The 17,846-nt window shown below is 71.2% G+C and carries 19 protein-coding genes; 8 read left to right on the top strand and 11 right to left on the bottom strand.

The features are described 5' to 3' along the window. The first annotated feature begins 111 nt into the window (after positions 1-111). Together C7S10_RS15985 and C7S10_RS15995 are read left to right on the top strand one after the other, a co-directional pair. Positions 112-939: a sigma-70 family RNA polymerase sigma factor gene (locus C7S10_RS15985; RefSeq protein WP_108345444.1), complete on the top strand. Its 828-nt coding sequence runs from the start codon at positions 112-114 to the stop codon at positions 937-939. 278 nt (positions 940-1,217) lie between these two features. Further along, on the top strand, positions 1,218-1,862 hold the full coding sequence (locus tag C7S10_RS15995; RefSeq protein ID WP_243395417.1) for a class I SAM-dependent methyltransferase: 645 nt from the start codon (positions 1,218-1,220) through the stop codon (positions 1,860-1,862). Here the strand turns inward: C7S10_RS15995 and C7S10_RS16000 are convergent. The 3 genes from C7S10_RS16000 to C7S10_RS16010 are packed head-to-tail and all read right to left on the bottom strand — an operon-like array spanning position 1,833 to position 4,939. After that, positions 1,833-2,927 (bottom strand): prenyltransferase/squalene oxidase repeat-containing protein, encoded by a 1,095-nt coding sequence (locus C7S10_RS16000; protein WP_108345445.1) that lies wholly within the window; start codon positions 2,925-2,927, stop codon positions 1,833-1,835. The genes C7S10_RS15995 and C7S10_RS16000 overlap by 30 nt on opposite strands. Then, on the bottom strand, positions 2,917-3,693 hold the full coding sequence (locus C7S10_RS16005; protein WP_108345446.1) for a class I SAM-dependent methyltransferase: 777 nt from the start codon (positions 3,691-3,693) through the stop codon (positions 2,917-2,919). The genes C7S10_RS16000 and C7S10_RS16005 overlap by 11 nt, the downstream gene beginning before the upstream one ends. After that, positions 3,680-4,939 (bottom strand): glycosyltransferase family 4 protein, encoded by a 1,260-nt coding sequence (locus C7S10_RS16010; RefSeq protein WP_108345447.1) that lies wholly within the window; start codon positions 4,937-4,939, stop codon positions 3,680-3,682. The genes C7S10_RS16005 and C7S10_RS16010 overlap by 14 nt, the downstream gene beginning before the upstream one ends. Before the next feature lie 76 nt (positions 4,940-5,015). Here C7S10_RS16010 and C7S10_RS16015 point away from each other — a divergent pair, with 76 nt between their 5' ends. Beyond that, a complete protein-coding gene (locus C7S10_RS16015; RefSeq protein ID WP_243395419.1) occupies positions 5,016-5,615 on the top strand; it encodes a TetR family transcriptional regulator in 600 nt (199 codons plus the stop codon). A 2-nt stretch (positions 5,616-5,617) separates the two neighbouring features. On the opposite strand, the gene C7S10_RS16020 is transcribed toward C7S10_RS16015, so the two are convergent. From C7S10_RS16020 to C7S10_RS16040, 5 genes are read right to left on the bottom strand one after another with little or no spacing between them, the layout of a single operon-like run. Continuing rightward, positions 5,618-6,583: an NAD(P)/FAD-dependent oxidoreductase gene (locus C7S10_RS16020; RefSeq protein WP_108345577.1), complete on the bottom strand. Its 966-nt coding sequence runs from the start codon at positions 6,581-6,583 to the stop codon at positions 5,618-5,620. A gap of 35 nt (positions 6,584-6,618) precedes the next feature. Beyond that, entirely contained in the window at positions 6,619-7,176 is a 558-nt protein-coding gene (locus tag C7S10_RS16025; protein WP_133176542.1) for a hypothetical protein, read from the bottom strand. A 5-nt stretch (positions 7,177-7,181) separates the two neighbouring features. Then, the gene (locus C7S10_RS16030; RefSeq protein WP_133176543.1) at positions 7,182-7,724 is read right to left on the bottom strand and encodes a hypothetical protein; all 543 of its coding nucleotides are present in this window, start codon (positions 7,722-7,724) and stop codon (positions 7,182-7,184) included. Between the two features lie 40 nt (positions 7,725-7,764). Then, positions 7,765-8,130: an MmcQ/YjbR family DNA-binding protein gene (locus C7S10_RS16035; RefSeq protein WP_108345450.1), complete on the bottom strand. Its 366-nt coding sequence runs from the start codon at positions 8,128-8,130 to the stop codon at positions 7,765-7,767. Positions 8,131-8,134: 4 nt separating this feature from the next. Beyond that, positions 8,135-8,695, bottom strand: coding sequence for a hemerythrin domain-containing protein (locus C7S10_RS16040; RefSeq protein WP_108345579.1), 561 nt, complete (start codon positions 8,693-8,695; stop codon positions 8,135-8,137). Here C7S10_RS16040 and C7S10_RS16045 point away from each other — a divergent pair. Beyond that, positions 8,694-9,302, top strand: coding sequence for a DUF1707 SHOCT-like domain-containing protein (locus C7S10_RS16045; protein WP_207769408.1), 609 nt, complete (start codon positions 8,694-8,696; stop codon positions 9,300-9,302). The genes C7S10_RS16040 and C7S10_RS16045 overlap by 2 nt on opposite strands. A 201-nt stretch (positions 9,303-9,503) precedes the next feature. Here C7S10_RS16045 and uvrB read toward each other — a convergent pair whose 3' ends face one another. Next, positions 9,504-11,633, bottom strand: coding sequence for an excinuclease ABC subunit UvrB (gene uvrB, locus C7S10_RS16050; RefSeq protein WP_108345451.1), 2,130 nt, complete (start codon positions 11,631-11,633; stop codon positions 9,504-9,506). An 85-nt stretch (positions 11,634-11,718) separates the two neighbouring features. Between uvrB and C7S10_RS16055 the strand changes: the two genes are divergently transcribed. Both C7S10_RS16055 and C7S10_RS16060 read left to right on the top strand, forming a co-directional pair. Continuing rightward, positions 11,719-12,522, top strand: a complete 804-nt coding sequence (locus C7S10_RS16055) for an aminoglycoside phosphotransferase/kinase family protein (RefSeq protein ID WP_114327805.1) — start codon at positions 11,719-11,721, stop codon at positions 12,520-12,522. 86 nt (positions 12,523-12,608) lie between these two features. Next, positions 12,609-13,853: a phospholipase D-like domain-containing protein gene (locus C7S10_RS16060; RefSeq protein WP_243395420.1), complete on the top strand. Its 1,245-nt coding sequence runs from the start codon at positions 12,609-12,611 to the stop codon at positions 13,851-13,853. Here the strand turns inward: C7S10_RS16060 and C7S10_RS16065 are convergent. Then, positions 13,850-14,797, bottom strand: a complete 948-nt coding sequence (locus C7S10_RS16065; RefSeq protein WP_243395421.1) for a DNA-3-methyladenine glycosylase family protein — start codon at positions 14,795-14,797, stop codon at positions 13,850-13,852. The two genes, C7S10_RS16060 and C7S10_RS16065, sit on opposite strands and share 4 nt — an antisense overlap. Positions 14,798-14,852: 55 nt before the next feature. Here C7S10_RS16065 and C7S10_RS16070 point away from each other — a divergent pair, with 55 nt between their 5' ends. Continuing rightward, the gene (locus tag C7S10_RS16070; RefSeq protein ID WP_108345454.1) at positions 14,853-16,337 is read left to right on the top strand and encodes an outer membrane protein assembly factor BamB family protein; all 1,485 of its coding nucleotides are present in this window, start codon (positions 14,853-14,855) and stop codon (positions 16,335-16,337) included. Positions 16,338-16,358: 21 nt separating this feature from the next. Then, positions 16,359-17,204, top strand: a complete 846-nt coding sequence (gene kynA / locus C7S10_RS16075; protein ID WP_108345455.1) for a tryptophan 2,3-dioxygenase — start codon at positions 16,359-16,361, stop codon at positions 17,202-17,204. A 6-nt stretch (positions 17,205-17,210) separates the two neighbouring features. Here kynA and C7S10_RS16080 read toward each other — a convergent pair whose 3' ends face one another. After that, positions 17,211-17,813, bottom strand: coding sequence for a hypothetical protein (locus tag C7S10_RS16080; protein ID WP_108345456.1), 603 nt, complete (start codon positions 17,811-17,813; stop codon positions 17,211-17,213). Between the last annotated feature and the right edge of the window lie 33 nt (positions 17,814-17,846).

The following is a 17,846-nucleotide window of genomic DNA, read 5'->3' on the forward strand; positions in this document are numbered from 1 at the left end:
ACCTGGTTGCCTCGGCGTCGGTGAGGATCGCCGTGGTGGTCGGGTCGAGGTGTCACAACCGGTGCGGTTGCTTCGTCAGACTGGTGACGGACCGACACGGAGGAATGTGACATGGAATCGTTCGAGGAGCACCGCAGCCACCTGACGGCCGTGGCGACGCGGGTGCTGGGGCCGGGCGGCGACGCCGAGGACGCCGTGCAGGAAGCCTGGCTGCGCTACGAGCGCACCGACACCTCCGACGTGGAGAACCTCCGCGGCTGGCTGACCACGGTGGTGACCCGGATCTGCCTCGACCAGCTCAGGTCGCGTACGGCGCGGCGCGAGGACCTCGTCGACACCCACCTCGAGCGTCCGGGCGACGATCCGACGCCGGAGGACGACGCGGTCGTGGCCGAGGCCGTGGGCGGTGCGATGCAGACGGTGCTCGACGAGCTGAACCCACCCGAGCGCGTGGCGTTCGTGCTGCACGACCTCTTCGCGGTGTCGTTCGACGAGATCGCCGAGATGCTCGACCGCACCCCCGCCGCGACCCGGCAGCTCGCCTCGCGGGCGCGACGCCGCATCCGGGGCACGACCCCCGCGACGGCGCCCGGCCGCGAGGTCGTCGACGCCTTCCTCAAGGCGGCCCGCGCGGGTGAGTTCGACTCCCTGCTGCAGCTGCTCGACCCGGACGTGGTCTGCCGCGCCGACGCCACCTCGGTGGCGATGGGCGGACCGGTGCCCCTGATCTCCGGGGCGCAGGACGTCGCCAACCGCTTCAACGGCGGCGCCGCGGCGCTGTTCGCGACCGTCGTCGACGGGCTGGCCGGTGCGGTGTGGATGTATCGCGGGGAGGCGAAGGTGGTCTTCGACTTCACCATCGTCGACGACAGGATCGTCGCGATCGACATGCTCTCCGACCCGGACGTGATGGCGGGGCTGGTGCTCGAGAAGGTCTGATGGTGTCGTACCGGCGCCGGCCCGTTCGTGGAGTGGGTGTGAGCGGGTCGCACCGGCGGCCCACCGACGAACGACCTCGAGCTCCTCGAGGCTCGCACGCTCGACGGCAACACCCAGGAGCTGATCTATCGCCCCACCCTGCACCCCTGAGTTCCCCGACTTGTCGGGGCAATTGTGAACTTCCCGTGGCGTGCATGCCCCGCGAAGTTCGGGTTTCCCCGGCTAGCCGGGGAAACTGTGACGAGCCGTGATGAGTCCCCACCCACTAGGGTCACCGCGTGACCGACTGGCTGGACCATGCCCGAGCCGCCAAGGGCTTCATGCCCGAGGACGAGGGCCTCCTCCTCCACCGCCACGCACGGGAGCAGGCGCCGCGGGGCGCGCTCCTCGAGGTCGGGACCTACTGCGGCAAGTCGGCGGTCTACCTCGGTGCCGCGGCACGCGAGGTGGGCGGCACGGTCTTCACCGTCGACCACCACCACGGCTCGGAGGAGAACCAGGCCGGCTGGGAGCACCACGACACCGAGGTCGTCGACCCGCGCACGGGCCGGATGGACACGCTGCCGTTCTTCCGCCGCACCATCGAGGACGCGGGACTGGAGGACCAGGTCGTCGCCGTCCTCGGCGCCTCGACGACGGTCGCCCGGCACTGGCGCACGCCGCTGGCGTTGCTGTTCATCGACGGCGGCCACGGCGCGGAGCCGGCGCGTGCCGACTTCAACGGCTGGGTCCGTTGGGTGCGGGCCGGCGGGGTGCTGGTGATCCACGACGTGTTCCCGGAGCCGGCGGACGGGGGGCGTCCGCCGTACGAGGAGATCTACCTCCCGGCGCTCGCCAGCGGGTCGTTCACCGAGGTCGAGGCCGTGGGCTCGATGCGGGTGCTGGAGCGGACGTCAGGAGACGCCGGCGACGCGGTCGGCTGACGCGCAGCCGCACTCGAGCGCGATCTCGGCGAAGTCGGCGGCCAGGGTGGTGCCGCGCATGATGTCGGCCCCGGGGCTGATGTGCGTGAGCGCGTCGACGGCCAGGATCACCGCCGCGGCGGTGTAGGTCGTGTGCTCGGCCGGCCAGTTCACGTCGTCGGGGAAGACGTAGCCGGTGAAGTAGCGGCCCCCGTCGGAGCGCAGGTGCTGCATGTCGGCGAGCAGCTGCATCGCGCGCGGCCGGTCGCCGATCGCGTCGAGCGCCAGCACCAGCTCGCAGGTCTCGGCCCCGGTCACCCACGGGTTGCGCGACACGCAGCGGATGCCGAGGCCCGGCTCGACGAAGGTGTCCCAGCGCGCGTCGATCAGCCCGCGCGCGGCCTCGCCGCGCACGGCGCCACCGAGGACGGGGTAGTACCAGTCCATCGAGAACTCGGATTTGTCCAAGAACAGGTCACGGTGCTCACGCAGCGCGTGCCCCAGCCGGCCGCCGGTCAGCTCCCACTCGGGCTGCGGGTCGTCGAGCAGGCCGGCGAGCGCCACCCCCGCGCGGAGGCTCTGGTAGATGCTCGACGAGCCGGCGAGCAGCGCCTCGGCGTTGACCGTCGCGGGAGCTCCGTCGGTCCACTCCTGCGCCCACGCGATGCCCCCGAACGGGAGCTGCATGCCGACCACCCAGTCCAGCCCGCGACGTACGGCCGGCCACAGGCGGCGTACGAAGGCCTCGTCCCGCCGCACCAGCCAGTGGTGCCAGACGCCGACGGCGAGGTACGCCGACATGTTGGTCTCCCCCGAGTGGTCCTCGACCCTCCCGCCGACGATCTTCATCGGCCAGGAACCGTCCGCCCGCTGGGTCGCGACGACCCAGTCGTAGGCGCGCTCGGCGGCCTCGACCTGTCCCCCGACGAGCAGCGCCATCGCCGACTCGACGTGGTTCCAGACGTCGGTGTGCTCGCCGACCGTCCACGGGATCGCTCCGTCGGGCTCCTGCATGGCCGCGATGGAGGCCGCGGTCTCCTCCACCTGCGCCCAGGTGGGCACGCCCGTCAGGACGTCAGGCCGCATCACTCGAGGCGGGGACGGCGACGGCGTCCGGCTTGCGGAAGTAGAGCACCATGCTCTTGCCGATCATCGGGTCGAGCACCTTGCCCGCGGCCCGGAGCGTGCGGGGGTTCTTCATGATCTCCCACACCAGGAGCTTGTGGTACGCCCTGGCGAGCGGGTGCTGGTCGTTGGTGACACCGACCGCGCACTTGATCCACCAGTACGGCGCGTGCAGGCCGTGCGCGTAGCCCTTGCCCTCGAACACCATCGCGTCGCCCGGCGTGCCGTCGTTGAAGCGGCCGGCCTTGGTGACCTTGTCGATCAGCTCGTGGTCGGTGTAGATCCGGATGTGACCACCCTCGGCGTTGTGGTAGTCGTCGGAGAGCTTCCAGTTGATGACCTCCGGCAGCCAGCGCGGCACCGAGATCGCGAGCGTCCCGCCCGGTCGCAGCACCCGGACGAGCTCCTTGATCGCCTCCACGTCGGCGTGGATGTGCTCGAGCACCTCGGCGGCGACGATGCGGTCGAACTCGCCGTCGGCGAAGGGCAGCGCGAGCGCGTCGCCCTCCGTGACGTCTGCCTCGGCCCCGTCCGGGACCTCACCGGCCTCCTTCATCGCGCCGAACCACTCGCGCACGGTGGCGAGCTCGTCGGCGTCCTGGTCGAAGGCGACGACGTCGGCGCCGCGCTTGTACATCTCGAACGCATGGCGGCCGGCACCGCAGCCCATGTCGAGCACCCGGTCCCCGGGGCGCAGGCCGAGGCGGTCGAAGTCAACGGTCAGCACTGGTGTTCTCCTTCTCGGCGCGGAAGTCCGCGATGGTTCGTTCGTACGCCGCAGCGGTGGCCGCGGCCACCGCCCGCCAGCTGAAGAGCCGCAGCACGCGCTCACGGCCGGCGCGGCCCATGCGAGCGCGCCGCTCGGGGTCGTCGAGCAGCTCGAGGAGCGCCAGCTCCAGCTCGCCGACGTCGCCGGGGGTCACCAGCACCGCGCACTCGCCGTCGGGGCCGACGACCTCGGGGATCGCACCGGCACGGGACACCACCAGCGGGGTCTCGCAGGCCATCAGCTCCGCGGTCGGCAGCGAGAAGCCCTCGTAGAGCGAGGGGACGCAGGCGATCTCGGCCGAGCCCATCACCGAGACCAGCTCCTCCTGGGAGACGCCGTTGACGAAGGTGACGTGCTCGGCGATGCCGAGGGCGTCGATCAGCTTCTCGGTGCGACCGCCGGGCTCCGGCCGGGTGACGAGCAGCAGCTCGACGTCGCGCTCGGTGCGCAGCTTGGCGAAGGCCTCCAGCAGGGTGGCGATGCCCTTCATGGGGGCGTCGGCGCTGGCCATGGCCAGGATCCGGCCGGGGACGCGCGGCTGCGTCGGCGGCACGAAGGCGTCGTCCACGCCGAGCAGCACGGTCTGCATGCGGGCCGGGTCGACGCCGAAGTCGGCGGCGATGTCACGAGCGGAGGTGTCGGACGGGGTGAGGATCGCGCGCGCCTGCCGGGCGACCTTGGTCTGCATCCGCAGGAACCCGTACCACCGTCGCAGCGACAGCTTCTTGCGCAGGGTCGGCGCAGCGGCGATGTCGATGCGGCGGTCGAAGGTGATCGGGTGGTGGATGGTGGTCAGGAGCGGCAGCCCCATCCTCTCGATCTCGAGCATCCCGTAGCCGAGCACCTGGTTGTCGTGGGCGATGTCGAAGTCGTCGACGCGGGTCCTGAGCAGCCGGACGACCCGCGAGCTGAACGTCTTGGGCTCGGGGAAGCCGGCGGTCCACATGGTCAGGACCTCCTCGACGTCGATCAGGTCGCGGAACTCGCTGGGGCGCGGGGTGCGGAACGGGTCGGGCTCGCGGTAGAGGTCGAGGCTGGGCACCTTGGTCAGGCGCACGCCCTCGTCGAGCTCGGGGTAGGGCTGGCCCGAGAAGACCTCGACCTCGTGGCCGAGGTTGACCAGCTCCCGGCTGAGGTGACGGATGTAGATTCCCTGGCCGCCGCAGTGTGGCTTGCTCCGGTAGGACAGCAATGCAATGCGCACGCGTCGCGACCTTTCTCGAAGTGAAACGTGTTCCTATTATGCTCCATCCATCCACGCGGACGGACCGGAGGCGATCGTGAGCGGCACCCATGCGCTGTCGGGCGAGGCGCTCGGGTCGTCCGCGCAGCGCCGGCGACGCGAGCGGATCCTCGACGCGACGATCGCGCTGGCCTCAGCCGGTGGCTTCGACGCCGTGCAGATGAGGGCCGTCGCCGAGCATGCCGACGTCGCGCTCGGCACGCTCTACCGCTACTTCCCCTCCAAGATCCACCTGCTCGTCACCACGCTGGCGCGGGAGTTCGAGCGCGAGGAGGCGCTGCTCGCCGAGCGCACGATCCCCGGGGACACGCCGGCGGACCGGGTGATCTCCGTGCTGCGGCGTACGACCCGGGGGCTCCAGGGCGACCCGCACCTCACCGAGGCCCTGACACGGGCCTTCATGTTCGCCGACAAGTCGGTGGCGCAGGAGATCCGCGTCGTGGGCCGGCTCCTCAACCGGATGCTCACGCACGCGATGCGCCCCGACGCCCGCGAGGCGGGCGACGAGGACGTCGCCATCGCCCGCGTCATCGGCGACGTCTGGCTGTCCGCGCTGGTCGCGTGGGTGACCGGACGCAGCACCGCCGAGGAGACCGCGGCCCACATGGAGCGCGCGGTCCGGCTGATCCTGCGCTGACCTCAGCCCTCGCTCGAGTGGCCGGGGAACACGTGCGCGCTCGGGTCGATCGCGACCGCCGCGTTGTTGACCGCGGTGGCGGCCTCGCCGAAGCCGACGGCGATCAGGCGGACCTTGCCGGGATACTCGGTGATGTCGCCGGCGGCGAAGACGCGATCGAGGTTCGTGCGCATCGACGAGTCGACCACGACGTGCCGCTTGTCGGTCTCGATCCCCCAGGTCTGCAGCGCGCCGAGGTCGGCGATGAAGCCCAGCGCCGCCACGACCGCCTGCGCCGGCCGCACGAGCGGCTCCTGGCCGTCGACCAGGATCTCGACCTCCTCGACCCCGACCTCCCCGCGCAGCGCGGTCACCTGGGCCTTGGTGATGATCTCGACCGAGGAGTCGCGTACGGCGGCCACCGTGCGCTCGTGGGCGCGGAAGGCGTCGCGGCGGTGCACCAGCGTGACCGACCGGGCCATCGGCTCGAGGTGCTGCGCCCAGTCGAAGGCGCTGTCGCCGCCACCGACGATCACCACGTCCTTCCCGTGGTACGGCGCGAAGCTGGGCACGAAGAACTCGAGACCGCGCCCCACCCAGCCGTCGCCGGCGGGCAGGGCCCGCGGGCTGAACTTGCCGATGCCGGCCGTGATGAGCACGGCCCCGGCGTCGATGACGGTGCCGTCGTCGAGCCCGACGACCACCCGCTCGCCCTCGTGGGCGAGCGTCTGGGCGGTCCGGTCGAGGAAGTACTCCGGCGAGGCGGTGTCGGCCTGGGCGACCAGCCCGGCCACCAGGTCGCGGCCCTTGACGGTCGGGAAGCCGGCCACGTCGAGGATGGCCTTCTCGGGATACATCGCCGTGATCTGACCGCCGAGCTCGGGCAGCGAGTCGACCACGGCGACGCCGAGGCCGCGGAACCCGGCGTAGTAGGCGGAGTAGAGCCCCGTGGGGCCGGCGCCGATGATGAGCAGGTCGACCTGCGGCACGACCACACCCCCTTCCCGTTCGAGAACCGTGCTGACTAGTCGAGCGCGTTGACCCCGGCCACCAACCACTCGCCGTCGTCGCGCGCGAGGTCGACGACCAGCCGGCTGCGCACGAGCTGGTCGCCCTTGGTCCGGGCCGACGCGGTCCGCTGGTTGACGAACACCAGCACCTGCGCCTGCTCGTCGGTGGCCGAGATGATGGAGGAGGCGACGGCCGTCGCCTCCTGCGAGATGCGGTTCTTCGCGGTGTTGGCCCGCACCTGCTCCATGGCCGAGTCGTACTCCGTGCGGAAGTCCGGCGTCAACCGTCCTCGGGCCGCGTCGAGGTCCTGCTCGAAGGAGTCGTGGTGGTAGGTCAGCACCCGCTGGCTCGCCTCGGTGGCCGCGGTGAGCACCGCCGCGCGCGCGTCCGGGTCGGCGAGCTCCTCGCTCACGGGGGCGGCGGCCGGTGGGGTGTCGAGGGCGTCGTACGCCGTGACGCCGGTGAGGACCGCCAGGCCGGCGACCACGGCGGTCAGCAGCACCGCGAGCCAGGCGCTGCCGAGGACGCCTGGCCGGGTCTGCTGCCGCACGTCCGGGGTCGGGGTGGTCATGGTCGTCATCCCACGAACCGCAGCCCGGAGGTGAGCCAGCGCCCGTCCTGCTCGACCAGCTGGAGCTGGATGCGCCACGGCACCGTCCTCGGCTCGCCGGCGGTCGACTTGCTGGTGACCTCGGTGTCGGCGGCGACGAGGACGGTGGCGCTGGCCCGGTCGATCTCGCTGATCCCGACCTCGAGCACGGTCGCGACCGCCGTGGACTCCTGGGCGCGAGCCGACTGCTTGAGGCTGTCGAGCTGAGCGGCGTACTGCTCCTCGAAGTCGCCCGTGGCGCCGTCCAGCACCGTCTGCGCCTGCTCGTCGACCAGCTCGTGGTCGATGCCGAGGAACGCCTGCACCTCGGCGGTGGCGGCTCGCTCCACCTCGGCGTACGGCGCCGAGCCCTGCTCCGTCTCCTCGTCGCCGGAGGGCTCCCGTGCGAGAAGCACGGCCAGCGCCGCGCCCAGCGCGACGCCGAGCAGGAGCAGCACCAGGTTGTAGCGCCGCAGGTTCATCGCCCGGGCGCCCGGGGTGATGCGCTCGTCATGGCCCGATAGTGGCACCTCTCGGCGCCGCGGGCGCTCCGACGAGCCGGGACGTCGGTCATTGCTCCCAGCCGGTGGGGCGGTGCTTCTTCGGCAGCTTGTCGACCACGAGCCGGTAGGACTCGTCGATCGCCTCCAGCAGCTCGTCGTCGGGGATCGCGCCACCGAAGGCGAGGTCGTTCCAGCCGGACCGACCGATGTAGGCCATCACGCTCGCGTCGTCGGGGTAGCGGGCGAGCCACTCGTCGGCCTCGTCGCGCGACGCCCCGGCCTTCACCCCGACGCCGCCCGCGGAGAGGAAGGCGAAGATCTTGCCGTGCTCCCCCGGCCCGACCTTCGCCACGGGGAACTCGTGGTCCCACGGGTTGTCGGGCCAGGCGCCCGGCTTGGCCAGGCAGTGGGCCAGCGCGTCGGCGACGTCCACGGGCTCAGTCCTCGTCGTCGTCCTCGTCGTCGAGCAGGCCCTCGCGCTCGGCATCCCTGACGATGGCCCGGACCTGGGTGAGCGACGCGCACCCCTGGGCGATGAGCTCGTTGCGGCGCTTGGCGAACGCCTCACCGAGCTCGACCCGGACCTGGAGGCCGACATCGTCGCGTGCCGGGTTGAGGATGGTCAGCTCCTCCTCGGCGAGGTGGTGGTTGACGGCCTTGCAGAGCTCCTCGACGGCGTCGTCGAAGGCCTCGGTGTCGGTGCCCTTGAGCTCGAGGACCGCGAGCAGTGCCTCGTTGCCCTCCGCGTGCTCCTCGGTGCCGTGCTCCGCCTCGTGGGCGGTGATCGCGCGCTTGGTGCGGAGCTTGGGGTAGACCAGCTCCTCCTCGGCGGTCGCGTGCGCCACGTGAAGCTCGGCGAACGCCCGGCGCACGGCGTCGCGGTCGGAGCTGGAGTCGCGGAGCTGGCGCAGCAGGGACTCGAAGCGGACGTGGTCGGTGAGGATGAGGTCGATGACGTCGCCGGAGACGAAGTGGCCCAGATCGATGGTGGAGGTCATGACGACGACGCTAGCGACCACCGGCGACATCGGCATCCGCTGCCCCTCCCGTCGGGTGGGGCGTGCCTACGATGGGCGGGTGCCCGGCATCGAGGTGTGGACCCAGTTCGACCACGACCCGCGCATCCCCGCCAACGCGACGATGCGCGCGTCCGATCGGGATCGCGCGGTGATCGAGGCTGTCCTGAGCGATGCGTTCGCCGAAGGGCGTCTCGACCGGGCCGAGTACGACGAGCGGTCGGACGCAGCGCTCTCCAGCAGGACGCTCGGAGACCTGATGCCCCTGGTCTCCGACCTCCCCGTCGCCCGCGCGCCGCGGTCGAGCATCCCGGACGAGGCCGCCCGCGCGTTCGTGCAGGCCCGGCGTCAGGCCGTCTGGGGCTTCCTGTCGGCCTCGCTGATCTGCTGGGCGATCTGGGTGGCGACCAGCTTCGGCGGCGACGGGTTCCACGCGCAGTTCCCGTGGCCGCTCTTCGTCATGCTCGGCACCGGGCTGAACGCCGGTCGGGTGATGTGGCAGAAGGACGAGATCATCGAGGAGCAGACCCGGCGGCTGGAGAAGCGGGAGCGCCGGGAGATCGAGCGGCGCCGGCTGCACGAGGACTGAGGTTCACTTCGTCGCCGGCGCTCGCTTCGCTCGTCACTTCGTCGCCGGCGTGCTCGCTCCGCTCGGGTCCTCGCCTCACTTCGTCGCCGGCGCTCGCTGCGCTCGTCACTTCGTCGCCGGCGTGCTCGCTCCGCTCGCACGCAGCTCCTCGCTCCTCGGGTGCGCCACGGACCTCGTTCCTCGGCCCGCGCGCACCGCTCGTCACTTCGTAGCTTCCATCATCTGGCGGAGCTCCTTCTTGAGCTCGTTGACCTCGTCGCGGATCCGGGCCGCCACCTCGAACTGCAGCTCGGCCGCGGCCGAGCGCATCTGGTCGGTGAGCTGCTGGATCAGCTCCGCGAGGTCCGAGGACGGGATGCCGGCGGTGTCGGGCAGGTCGTCGTGCAGCTTGGACAGCGACGGCGTCGGCGACTTCTTCGGCTTCACGCCGCCCGCGCGGCCCTTCTGGCCGACGTCGGCCCAGGTCTGGAGCAGCTCCTGGGTGTTCTCGTCCTCGCGCGCGAGCATCTCGGTGATGTCCGCGATCTTCTTGCGCAGCGGCTGCGGGTCGATGCCCTTCTCGGTGTTGTAGGCGATCTGGATCGCACGTCGACGGTTGGTCTCGTCGATCGCCGCCTCCATCGACGGGGTGATCTTGTCGGCGTACATGTGGACCTGGCCCGACACGTTGCGCGCGGCACGGCCGATCGTCTGGATCAGCGACTTGTCGGAGCGCAGGAACCCCTCCTTGTCGGCGTCGAGGATCGAGACCAGCGACACCTCCGGCAGGTCGAGGCCTTCACGCAGCAGGTTGATGCCGACGAGGACGTCGTACTCCCCCAGCCGCAGGTCACGCAGCAGCTCGATCCGCTTGAGGGTGTCGACCTCGGAGTGGAGGTAGCGGGTGCGGATGCCCGCGTCGAGGAGGTAGTCGGTGAGGTCCTCGGACATCTTCTTGGTCAGCGTGGTCACCAGCACCCGCTCGCCCTTGTCGGAGCGGGTCCGGATCTCGTGGATCAGGTCGTCGATCTGGCCCTTGGTCGGCTTGATCACCACCTCGGGGTCGATCAGGCCCGTGGGGCGGATGATCTGCTGCACGGCGTTCTCCGGGCCGCCGACCTTGTCGAGCTCGTAGTTGCCCGGCGTCGCGGAGAGATAGATCGTCTGGCCGATCCGGTCGAGGAACTCCTCGAACTTCAGCGGCCGGTTGTCCATCGCGCTCGGCAGTCGGAAGCCGTGGTCGACGAGGTTGCGCTTGCGCGACATGTCGCCCTCGTACATCCCGCCGATCTGCGGCACGGCGACGTGCGACTCGTCGACGACGAGCATGAAGTCCTCGGGGAAGTAGTCGAGCAGCGTGTTGGGCGCGGAGCCGCGGGTGCGCCCGTCCATGTGCATCGAGTAGTTCTCGATGCCCGAGCACGATCCGACCTGCCGCATCATCTCGACGTCGTACGTCGTGCGCATCCGCAGCCGCTGCGCCTCCAGCAGCTTGCCCTGGCGCTCGAACGTCGCGAGCTGGTCCTCCAGCTCGAGCTCGATGCCCTTGATCGCCCGCTCCATCCGCTCAGGACCGGCGACGTAGTGGGTGGCCGGGAAGACGTGGAGCTCCTGGTCCTCGGTGATCACCTCGCCGGTGACCGGGTGCAGGGTCATCAGCCGCTCGACCTCGTCGCCGAAGAACTCGATGCGCACCGCGAGCTCCTCGTAGACCGGGAAGATCTCGAGGGTGTCGCCGCGCACCCGGAAGGTGCCGCGGGTGAAGGCCATGTCGTTGCGGGTGTACTGGATCTCCACGAGCCGCCGCAGGATCGCGTCGCGGTCGTGCTCCTCACCGACCCGGAGCCGGAGCATGCGGTCGACGTACTCCTGCGGGGTGCCGAGGCCGTAGATGCACGACACCGTGCTGACCACGATCACGTCGCGACGGGTCAGCAGCGAGTTGGTGGCGCTGTGCCGCAGCCGCTCGACCTCCTCGTTGATCGAGGAGTCCTTCTCGATGTAGGTGTCGGTCTGGGGGACGTAGGCCTCGGGCTGGTAGTAGTCGTAGTAGCTCACGAAGTACTCCACCGCGTTGTCCGGGAAGAGCATCCGCAGCTCGTTGGCGAACTGCGCCGCCAGCGTCTTGTTGGGCTGGAGCACCAGCATCGGTCGCTGGAGCTGCTCGGCCACCCAGGCCACGGTCGCGGTCTTGCCCGTGCCGGTCGCGCCGAGGAGAACGACGTCCTGCTCGCCGCCGCCGATGCGCTCGGCGATGTCCTTGATCGCCGTCGGCTGGTCGCCGGACGGGCTGTAGTCGGAGACCACCTTGAAGGGGGCCACCCGCCGCTCGAGATCTGTCACTGGACGCATGCGTCGAGCCTACGTGCGACCACCGACAACGGGCCCTCGCACGGGTGCCCGACCTCTCGCCCACCCTCTCGCCTACCCTCTCGCCATGCCCTCGGATGCGCCTCCCGACCGCGTGCTCGACCTCTTCGCCGCCGAGGGCGTGCTCGAGCCTCTCCCGGGCGGACAGGGCACGAGCTGGCGGGCCGGCGACCTCGTGCTGAAGTCCGGCCACGACGGCTCGGGCGACTGGATCGCTCCGATCCAGGCCCGTCTCGCCGTGCGGCTCGACGAGGAGTCGCCCCGCTCGCTCCGGCTCGCCCTGCCGGTGCCCGCTCGCGACGGCAGCGTGAGCGTCGACGGCTGGACCGCGACCCGCTTCGAACCGGGCGCCACGCCGTGCCACGACCTCGCGACCCTGCGGGCCACCGCCCGCCTCCTCCACGCCCGGCTGGCGGTGGCCGTCCCGGAGCGGCCCGAGGGCCTGGAGGCCCGGGACGACCAGTGGAGCCGGGCCGAGCAGGCGGCGTACGACCCCCACCTGGCGCGGCTGGCCGCGGCCGAACGTCCCGAGGCCGGGCTTGCCGACCTGGTCCGCGACCTCGTCGCAGCCCTCGACGACACCGACCTCGGGCGCGAGCAGCTCGTCCACTCCGATCTCGCGGGCAACGTGCTGCTCGACGCGGCGGGCGTGCCGTTCGTCATCGACTTCTCCCCCACCTGGCGCTCGCCGCTGTGGGCGGAGGCGGTCTGCGTGCTCGACGCCGTGCTCTGGCACGACGCGGACGAGCACGCCCTCGGCGCGTGGCGGATCGGCCAGCAGCGGCAGGCAATGCTGCGGGCCGCGATCTTCCGGGTGCTCTCCGACATCCCGTGCGACGTCGGTCGCTACCCAGCGCTCGGGCTCGTCTGACGGGGCACCGGCCACCCGCTCGGCTGTGAGCCCGGCTCGAGCCGTCCCGGCGGGGCACGCTGTGCCGGCGTCGCTAGATTGTCCCCGTGACCCCCGCTCGCGCGTTGACCGCCGCACGCCGGACGTTGCTGTCGGTGGTCGGGTTCCAGCTCGCGCTGGCTGTCGCACTCTCGCTGGTCGACTCCTATCGCCGCCGCGGGAAGAAGCCCAAGCCCTTCCCCGTCACCCCGCCGCGGACGGTCGAGGTGGGCGAGGGGACGCTCACGACGTACACCTTCGGGACGGACCTCTACGACGACATGCTCGCGGCCATCGACGGCGCGAAGAAGCAGGTCCTCTTCGAGACCTACATCTGGAAGGGCGACGAGGTCGGCGAGCAGTTCAAGACGGCGCTGATCCGCGCGGCCGAGCGCGGCGTCGAGGTCTACTGCATCTATGACGGCTTCGCCAACCTGGTCGTGTCGCCCCGGTTCAAGCACTTCCCGCACACGCTCAAGGTGCTGCGCTACCCCGTCTGGTCGGCGGGCTGGCGCTTCTGGGACCTGCGCCGCTACGGCCGCGACCACCGCAAGATCCTGGTCGTGGACGAGGAGGTCGGGTTCGTCGGCGGCTACAACATCGGGTCGGCGTACGCCACCGAGTGGCGCGACACGCACGTGCGGATCACCGGGCCCGGCGTGTGGGACCTCAAGCGTGCCTTCGCCGACTTCTGGAACCTCAACCGGCGCAAGCGGATCGGTCGCAGCGAGCGCCCGCTGCTGCTGGAGACGGCGTCGGTCTGGGAGCCGCGGATCCGGTTCGCGCGCAACGTGCCGCGGCTGTGGATGTTCCCGATCCGCTCGATGTACCTCGAGGCGATCAACCGCGCCACCCGCAACATCTGGATGACGCACGCCTACTTCATCCCCGACCAGGACTTCGTCGACTCACTCAAGGAGGCGGCCGGGCGCGGGGTGGACGTGCGGCTGCTGCTGCCGCTGAAGTCCAACCACATCGTGGCCGACTGGATCTCGCGCGGCTACTTCTCCCAGCTCCTCAACGCCGGCGTGCGGATCTTCCGGTTCAGGGACGCGATGGTGCACGCCAAGACCTCGACCATCGACGGCAACTGGTCGACGGTCGGTACGGCGAACGTCGACCGCCTCAGCCTCCAGGGCAACTACGAGATCAACGTCGAGGTGATCGACGAGTCGCTCGCGACCGTGCTCGAGGAGATCTTCGTCCGCGACGAGTCCAACTCCCTCGAGCTGACCAGCCAGGAGTGGGAGGCCCGCGACCTGCACCGCAAGTTCACCGAGTTCGTGCTCGCTCCCCTGCGTCCCCTGCTCTAGCGGCTGCCCGGCGTCCGTCCCGGCAGGTGCGTGCGTGGCGACATCCGCGGCCCGCGGCGAGGACGTCCGCCCGCGATCGAGTAGATCAGCCCGACGGCCCGGTTGCGCTGCGGTCGCCACGGCTCCAGGAACTCCTCGAGCTCGGCGTCGGTGAACGGGGTGCCCGTCATCGCCCAGCCGATGTCCTTGGCGACGTGGTAGTCGAAGAAGCTCACCGCGTCGGGATCGCCGAGCGCCGTCTGCCGCACCTCGGCGCTGGTCCACACGCCCACGCCCGGGAGGCTCCGCAGCCGTCGGTCGAGGTCGACGGGACCGTCGTGGCGCTCCAGCGCATCGGCCACCCGGGCCGCGGTCACGATCGCCCGCGAGCGGGCCGGGTCGACGTGCAGCTCCAGCCACGCCCAGCTCGGGATCATCCGCACCGTGTCCGCGTCGGGCGGCACCCAGAGGCGCATCGCCTCGCCGGGGCCGGGCGCGCGATCGCCGTAGCGGTGGACCAGGGCGCGGTAGCCCGCGAACGCCTCCTGGCCCGTCACCTTCTGCTCGATGATGCTGCCGATCAGGCTCTGCACGACCAGGCCGCTGCGCCCGAAGCGGCCGTGCGGGCGGCGGCGCCACGCCTCGGCGACCATCGGATGGATCGGGTCGAAGTCGCTGACGTCGTCGTCGGCACCGAGCAGTCCGGGGACCGACGCGACCACCCACTCCGCGCCCTCGCCCCACGCGTCCGCGTGCACGACGCCGCCGGGGTCCTGGCGCACGCGCAACGTGGCCGGTCCGGCCGGTGTCCGCACCCCGCGCCAGTGCGCGCCGGCGGGGTCGATGCGGTAGCTGGGGTCCGAGCTCCCGCGGCGCTGCTGGCGCAGGATCGAGCCGGCCGGGCACGGCCAGCCCGGCTGCCACACCGTGCTGGCGTCCGGGCGGGCCTCGGACGATGAGGGCACGGGTGGACGCTACCCTCACGCCATCGGTGTTCGGGTGGCGACGGGGGAAGCAACGATGACGACACGGACGGTACGGCGCTGGGCGCACCTGGTGGCCGCGGGCGCACTGGCCGCGGCCCTGGCGGGGTGCTCGGACACCGAGGAGCCGCCGGACGCTCCCACGCCGAGCTCGTCCGACAGCCAGTCCGACGATCCGTCGGAGGACGCGACCGCGGAGCCCGTGGACGAGTCGAGCGCCCCGGCCGACGAGATCTCACGCGCGTTCGGCGTGCCGGCGTCCAAGGGCCCGGGCGGATACGCCCCGCCGCTCGGGCCCGTCATGACCGACGACCTGATCGTCTTCACCGACGAGCGCGACCTCCTGACCGCGATCGACCGCACGACCGGCGAGCAGCGCTGGCAGGTGAAACGGCGCACGACCGGGAACAACGGTGACTCGCCGTGCGAGCTCGTCCACCCGACCAGCGACTCCGAGGTCGTGGTGCTCAACCACGGTGCCGGCGAGCTGTGCGGCGTGTTCACCGTCTACTCCCTGGCCGACGGCTCGATCACCGAGAAGTACGACTCGGTCCCCCGGATGGGACGTCGGATCGGGTTCGAGCTCACGGCGAACTCCGACCTGGCCGAGATCGATGGCCGCACCTACTTCGTCGACGCCGACGAGAACCTCCTGCGCCTCGAGGCCGACGGGACGACCAGCAGCATCGGCAGCCCTGGCGTCCTCCTGGGCGCCGACAGCGACTGGAACGTCGTCAACCTCGCCGTCCTGCCGGGGACGGACGTCATGTTCTCGCGCGTCGTCCCGGCCGCCGAGGGTGACGACGAGCTCGAGTTCGACGAGGACGAGGACGGCAAGCTGATCGGCTTCCGGATCAACGACAGCGAGCTCCTCGAGCTGGTGTGGGAGCAGGACGTCGCCACGCTGATGTCGAAGGCCTCCTCGCCCGGGCACGTCCGGGGCAAGTTCCAGGTCTCGACCTTCGTGGACGGGATGGTCGTCGACCAGTTCCGGGACGGCGGCGCGGTCCGCACGAGGTACCGTGCGCTCGACCCCGAGACCGGCGAGCTGGGCTCCCCCGGCCTCACGTTCGGCCGCAATCCCGACTATCTGCCGGGCTTCGCCATGCAGTACGACGTCGACACGTCGCTGCCCGCCGCGGACGGGGGCGTCTTCACGCCGGTGGTCCCCCGGGGCAGCAACCGGCCCGTCGCCGTACGCCGCCTGGACCTCGCGTCCGGTGAGGAGCTGTGGTCCTGGTCGATCCCCGGGGCCGCGAAGCGGGACGTCGTCAGCGTCGGCGCCGACCTCGTCACGAGCAGCCCGGACGGGTCCCTGGTCTACGTCGCCACGGCTGTCGACTTCCAGGACCGGCTGTGGGAGCTGGACGCCGGGACCGGCGAGGTGGTGCGCAGCTGGTCGTTCCCCGACCGCGACTCCTCCGACCTCAGCGGCTCGGTCGTGACCATCGACGACGGCGACGTGTTCCGGCTCAGCGGCTCGCTGGGCGGCGACAAGGTGGTGGCCGCGCTCTACCGCTGACCCCGGCGATAGGTTTCCCCCATGGCAGACAAGCGGGAGATCGAGCCCGGCATCGAGCAGGACTTCAGCAACCAGATGTCGTACGGCGACTACCTCCGCCTCGACCTCCTGCTGAGCGCCCAGCAGCCCCAGAGCGACCCGCCCCAGCACGACGAGCTGCTGTTCATCGTGCAGCACCAGACGTCCGAGCTGTGGCTGAAGCTGATGGTCCACGAGCTCCGCTCGGCCCGGTCGCTGCTCGCCACCGACGACCTCTCCCCCGCCCTCAAGCGGCTGGCGCGGGTCAAGCACATCCAGCGCGTGCTCACCGACCAGTGGTCGGTGCTCGCCACCCTCACGCCGAGCGAGTACGCCGAGATCCGGCCCTTCCTCGCGACCTCCTCGGGCTTCCAGTCGGCGCAGTACCGCGAGGTCGAGTTCCTCCTCGGCAACAAGGACGCCGACATGGTCCGCGTCTTCAAGCACGACGCGGCGGTGCGCGACGAGCTCTCCACGCTGCTGAACGAGCCGTCGCTGTACGACGAGTTCCTGGCCTACCTCTCCCGCCGCGGCTACGCCGTGCCGGAGGACGTGCTGACCCGCGACGTGACGCGCCAGCACGCGGCCTCCCCGGAGCTGGTCGAGGTCTTCGCGCAGGTCTACGCCGCGCCGTCGGAGCACTGGGGTGTCTACGAGACCTGCGAGGAGCTGGTCGATGTGGAGGACAACTTCCAGCAGTGGCGCTTCCGCCACCTCCAGGTGGTCCAGCGCACGATCGGCCACAAGATCGGCACCGGTGGGTCCTCGGGCGTGGACTTCCTGCGCCGCGCCCTCGACCTCACTTTCTTCCCCGAGCTGTTCGAGGTGCGCACGCGCATCGGCGGCTGAGCGGTCTCAGGCGCGCTCGACCGTCGTCACCACCGACGTCACGGACGGGCGGCGGGGAGTGGACGAGAACCCGAAGCGGCAGGGCGGGTCGACCGCCGCGAGAGAGCCCAGCGGCTCGCCCCGCCAGCTGCCGCTCAGGGCCGTGACCTCGTGGACCGACGTGGCGCCGTACCACTCCCGGCGGTCCTGCCCGGCGGTGCCGCGGGTGCGGACGCCGCGCATCACGACCCGCGCCACGGGGTCGACGGCGGCGCACCAGGCGGGGGCGGTGGCGAGGCGGGGAGGTACGGCGCGGAGCAGGTGCCCCAGCGCCGTACGACGACCCACGCGCAGGGTCAGCGCCAACGAGGGCGTGGACACGGTCCACTCGTCGGTGCCGGTCACCGACACGGGCTCGATCACGACCTCGTCGAAGGTGTAGGTGGCGACCACGAAGTCACGGGTCCGCTCGTCGGGGGCGAGCAGCACCCGGTGGCCCGTCGCGTCCTCGACCATCACGTCCGCGAACGCGCCCCACGGCGAGGCCGCCCAGCGGCCGACCACGACCCGGACCCCGCTCGTCGAGCCCACGCCGGCGATCTGCCCGGAGAAGCGTTCGCGGGTCGGCACTCCGCCATCCTGCCCCCATCCACCGAACGCTGT

The organism is Nocardioides currus (assembly GCF_003057875.1).
GTDB classification, from domain to species: domain Bacteria; phylum Actinomycetota; class Actinomycetes; order Propionibacteriales; family Nocardioidaceae; genus Nocardioides; species Nocardioides currus.